The organism is Haemophilus parahaemolyticus, from assembly GCF_018373095.1.
Taxonomy (GTDB): Bacteria; Pseudomonadota; Gammaproteobacteria; order Enterobacterales; family Pasteurellaceae; genus Haemophilus_A; species Haemophilus_A parahaemolyticus_A.
On sequence record NZ_JAHAHT010000118.1, the window covers coordinates 1 to 4753 of the forward strand.

The 4753-nt window shown below is 38.5% G+C and carries 3 protein-coding genes and 1 pseudogene; all 4 read left to right on the forward strand.

Features of this window, described 5'->3' with window-relative positions; all coding sequences use genetic code 11:
- Positions 1 to 100: 100 nt before the first annotated feature.
- Positions 101 to 541, forward strand: a pseudogene (gene yihI / locus KH943_RS09230) (Der GTPase-activating protein YihI); the annotation flags it as partial.
- 23 nt (positions 542 to 564) lie between these two features.
- Positions 565 to 1032 (forward strand): DUF2489 domain-containing protein, encoded by a 468-nt coding sequence (locus KH943_RS09235; RefSeq protein WP_304110316.1) that lies wholly within the window; start codon positions 565 to 567, stop codon positions 1030 to 1032.
- Positions 1032 to 2399, forward strand: coding sequence for an oxygen-independent coproporphyrinogen III oxidase (gene hemN, locus KH943_RS09240; protein WP_304110317.1), 1368 nt, complete (start codon positions 1032 to 1034; stop codon positions 2397 to 2399). The genes KH943_RS09235 and hemN overlap by 1 nt, the downstream gene beginning before the upstream one ends.
- Before the next feature lie 11 nt (positions 2400 to 2410).
- Complete coding sequence (gene lptD, locus KH943_RS09245) at positions 2411 to 4750, forward strand: LPS assembly protein LptD (protein ID WP_304110318.1); 2340 nt, start codon at positions 2411 to 2413, stop codon at positions 4748 to 4750.
- The last annotated feature ends 3 nt before the right edge of the window (positions 4751 to 4753 follow it).

Sequence of the window (4753 nt, forward strand, 5' to 3'; positions counted from 1 at the left end):
TCTGGGTAGACAAGAACAGCCACACGTCCATGCCGCAGCTGTTTGCAGTGGGAGAGACAAGCTGTAACGGTGTGCACGGAGCGAACCGTCTGGCAAGCATGAAGAGAAGAAAAAACGTAAACATAAAGGCTTACCAACAGGTTCGCGTAATGTTGATACTGCTGAACAGAAAAAAGCTGTGGTAAAAGAGGCTAAAGATCCACGTATTGGTAGCAAGAAGAAAATTCCATTGATGGTTGAATTTGTTAATAAACCAGAAAAAGGTCAATTCATTAAACCTGTGTTGCCTGAAGAGGTTAAACCAGTTTTATCGCCAGAATTGGAATTAGAACAGCTCGAAAATAACGAATGCTTGCATCAATTATTGGATGAGTTAGATGCAGGTAAAGTGCTTTCTGCAGAAGATCAGAAATTTGTGGATGAGTGCTTAGATCGCATTGATGAATTGATGGAAATCTTAGGTATTCAAGATGAAGAGATGGATGAAGGTGATGCTTTATTACGTCAATTTGAAACCATCAATCTTAATCAATTTAAATAGTAAGCAGTAAATTGAGCATTGATATGATTAGATTTTTTCTCATTATTTTAGCTGTACTGATTTTACTTTCAATGGTGGGCTATGCCGTCTATTTGTGGGTGAAAGTGAAAAATCAGCAGGCTTTAGAGCGAGAGCTCAGAAAGCAAGCCGAAGAAGAGCAAAAAGTGCGTTTTGAACGCATTTTTGAAAGCGTGGAAGTGATTGCCCATGCGGTAAGAACGGAACAATGCGATCCTTCAGAAGGCGTGCTGCGTTTAAAACCATTGCTTGATGTATTAGGGCATAAATTATTGAACTATCCTGCAATGTGGGCACTTTATGAGCTGGTGCAGGATATGGCGATTTTAGATGAACGTAAAGCATTGAAACGCAATGAGCGGATGCGTCAAGATCTTGCCCGCGAAGCAAAAGAAGCGGAGCTTTTTGAGCAGATCCAAGTAGAATGTGGTCAACTGATCAAAGCAATTAAAACCTTAAAAAAGGCACAATAATGTCAGAAATTATTTGGGATTTAAACCTTATTCAAAAATATAACCAATCTGGTCCGCGTTATACGTCATATCCGACCGCATTGGAGTTTAGCGAAAATTACACTAACGAAGATTTTAAAGCGGCAGCAGAGCGTTATCCTGAACGTCCGCTTTCACTTTATGTGCACATTCCGTTTTGCCATAAACTTTGCTATTTTTGTGCGTGTAATAAAGTCATTACCCGTCATCGTCATAAAGTCGATCTCTATTTAGATTACCTTGAAAAAGAGATTAAAACCCGTGCATCACTTTTTAAAAACCGTAAAGTGACCCAAATTCACTGGGGTGGCGGTACACCAACTTATTTAGATGAAAAGCAATCTGCTCGCTTAATGAATCTGCTTAGAACGCATTTTGATGTGCAAGCAGATGCGGAAATTAGTATCGAAATGGATCCGCGTGAAATTGAGCTGAATATGCTTGATCATCTTCGCCATATTGGTTTTAATCGCATTAGTATGGGCATTCAGGATTTCGATAAAGAAGTACAAAAGCTTGTCAACCGCGAGCAAGATGAAGAATTTATTTTTGCCTTAATGAAACGTGCGAAAGAGCTTGGTTTTGTTTCAACTAATGTAGATTTGATCTACGGTTTACCAAAACAGAATGTAGAAAGTTTTATGTATACGTTAAAACGTGTCGTGGAGCTCAATCCAGATCGTATGAGCGTGTTTAACTATGCCCACTTGCCAAGCCGTTTTGCAGCACAGATCAAAATTAAAGATGATATGTTGCCACCACCAGAAACAAAACTGACAATTTTACAAAATTCAATTCAGTTCTTAGGCGAAAATGGCTATAAATTTATCGGGATGGATCACTTTGCTAAACCTGATGATGAACTGGCGATTGCTCAAGCCAATGGCGTATTGCACCGTAATTTCCAAGGCTACACAACGCAAGAAGAGTGCGATTTATTAGGTATGGGAGTATCTGCGATCAGTTTGCTTGGAGATACTTACGCACAAAACCAAAAAGAGTTAAAACAATATTATGCTGATGTAGAAGAAACAGGTATTGCGTTAAGCAAAGGGTTAGCCTTAACTAAAGATGATTGCATTCGTCGTGATGTTATCAAGGCACTCATTTGTAATTTTAAACTCGAATTTGACCGCTTAGAGCAAGCCTATGGTATTGATTTTAATACCTATTTTGCTGAAGATTTAACTTATTTACAGCCATTGGCTAAAGATGGTCTACTTGAGCTTAATGAAAAAAGCATCTTAGTTTCACCAAGAGGTCGTTTGTTAATTCGTAATATTTGTTTATGCTTTGATGTGTATTCAAGACAGCTTGCAAAAAGACAACAGTTTTCCAGAATTATTTAAGAGAAACGAGAATGAAACAACGTTACAATCTTCTCTCTCTTGCGGTCGTGGCAGCTTGTTATAGTCAAACTGCAACAGCAGATTTAAGGGAGCAATGTTTATTAGGCGTTCCGCGCTTTCAAGGTGAAGAGGTTAAGGGCGATTCAAACCAAGCACCTGTCTATATTGAGGCAGATAATGCGTTAATGAACCAGCCGACGGATGCAACTTACACAGGTAATGTGAGCATTAAGCAAGGGAATCGCTCGCTTTTTGCTAATGAAGTGCGCGTGGAACAGCAAGGTAAGCAAGCTCGTAAAGCGTTTTTAAAAGGCTCTTATCAATATCGTGATAACCTCATTCAAGCAGAAGGTCGTGATGCTGCAGTAGATTTAACGAGCAAGGCGGCGGAGCTTTTCAATACAAGTTATCAATTAGTGGGTAGACAAGGACGAGGTACGTCGGAAAGTGGTCATTTTAATGACCAAACTCGTACATTGAAAAACGCCTCTTTTACCTCGTGTTTAGTGAATGATAAATCTTGGTCAATTGAAGCGAACGAGATGATTCAGCACGTACAAGATGAGTATGCTGAAATGTGGCATGCTCGTTTTAAAGTGATGGGCGTACCTGTTTTTTATTCTCCTTATTTACAATTTCCTATTGGTGATCGTCGTCGCTCAGGTTTATTGATTCCAAATTTTGAACGCTCAAGCAAAAATGGTTTTACCTATTCACAGCCATTTTATTGGAACATTGCACCGAATATGGATGCCACTTTTACGCCAACTTATTATTCTCGTCGTGGGTGGCAAATTAGCCCTGAATTTCGCTATTTAACGAAATTAGGCGAGGGGTTGATGGCAAGTGAATATATAACGAAAGATCGTTTGATTAGTTATCAGCCAACAGATGGTAGCCACAAACGCTATTTATTACATTGGCGTCATAATATGAGCTTTTTAAGCGACTGGCGTTTGAATGTGAATTATACTAAAGTGAGTGATACTGGTTATTTCTCTGACTTTGATTCAAGCTATGGGAGTAGTACGGATGGCTACGCTACCCAGCAATTTAGATTAGGTTACTATCAACCAAACTATAATCTATCAATTTCAGGTAAGAAATTCCAAACTTTTGATAATTTAAGCATCGGTCCATATCGCGTATTGCCACAAATTGATTTCAATTATTATCAAAATGATGCGTTAAAAGGTATTGCTGATTTTCATTTATTCTCGCAAGCTGCTCGTTTTGATAATGATAGCAAACTAATGCCAAAAGCGTGGCGTTTCCACGTAGAACCAACATTAAACGCACCACTTACCAATCGCTATGGCAGTTTAAATCTGGAAACTAAACTTTATGCAACTCACTATATCCAACAGAAGGGAAGCGCTCTAGCAGCTGAAGAGGTAAAAAAGAGAGTTAACCGTATAATTCCACAGATTAAGTTAGATTTCAAAACGGTACTTGAGGCAGATAAGCAGTTCTTTAAAGGTTTTAACCAAACGTTTGAACCACGTACTCAATATATTTATCGTCCATATCGCAATCAAGCAGATATTGGTTCAAAATTGCACCAAAGTGTTGGGTTAGGTTATGATTCCGCCTTATTGCAAACCGATTATTTCTCGCTGTTTAATGATCGCCGTTATAGCGGTTTAGATCGAATTTCTTCTGCAAATCTGGTGACAGCAGGTGGAACAACACGATTCTTTAGCGATAAAACAGGGGCAGAAGTGTTTAATTTCAGTGCAGGGCAAACCTATTATTTAAGCCCTTCAAAGATTGATAATACTTCTATTAATAGTAAGGCGAATCGCTCTTCTTCATGGGCGTTTGAATCTAACTGGAAATTTCATCGTAAATGGAATTGGCATGGTAGTTATCAATATGATACACGCTTAAATGAAACTTCATTGGCGAATATGTCACTACAATATAAGCCGAATGAGAGTAAATTATTTCAACTAAATTACCGCTTTGCGAGTCGAGCTTATATTGATCAAAATTTAAGTTCAAATAACTATGGGCAAGATATTAAACAGCTTGGTGGGGTTGTTGCGTGGGAATTAACTGATAATATTGCTGCAATGTTTAGTCATTACAAAGATCTTGCACTGAAAAAGCCTGTCGAAACTCAATTCTCAATGAACTATAACACTTGCTGTTGGACCGCAAATATCTATGTTGCTCGTAAATTAGTGGCAACGCCATCGAATGCAACAAGTGATACGATCAATGACTTATTTTACGACAATAAATTTGGCGTAAACTTTGAACTTCGTTTCGGTTCTTATGGTAGTGGCGTAAGCCGAATGTTAAAACGAGGTTTAATGCCTTATGTTGAGCCTTATAGCATCAATTAAATG

What these genes read in the sequence shown, in the direction of transcription:
- KH943_RS09235 (WP_304110316.1), top strand. Translation starts at nt 565, where the DNA reads ATGATTAGATTTTTTCTCATTATTTTAGCTGTACTGATTTTACTTTCA.
- hemN (WP_304110317.1), top strand. Translation starts at nt 1,032, where the DNA reads ATGTCAGAAATTATTTGGGATTTAAACCTTATTCAAAAATATAACCAA.
- lptD (WP_304110318.1), top strand. Translation starts at nt 2,411, where the DNA reads ATGAAACAACGTTACAATCTTCTCTCTCTTGCGGTCGTGGCAGCTTGT.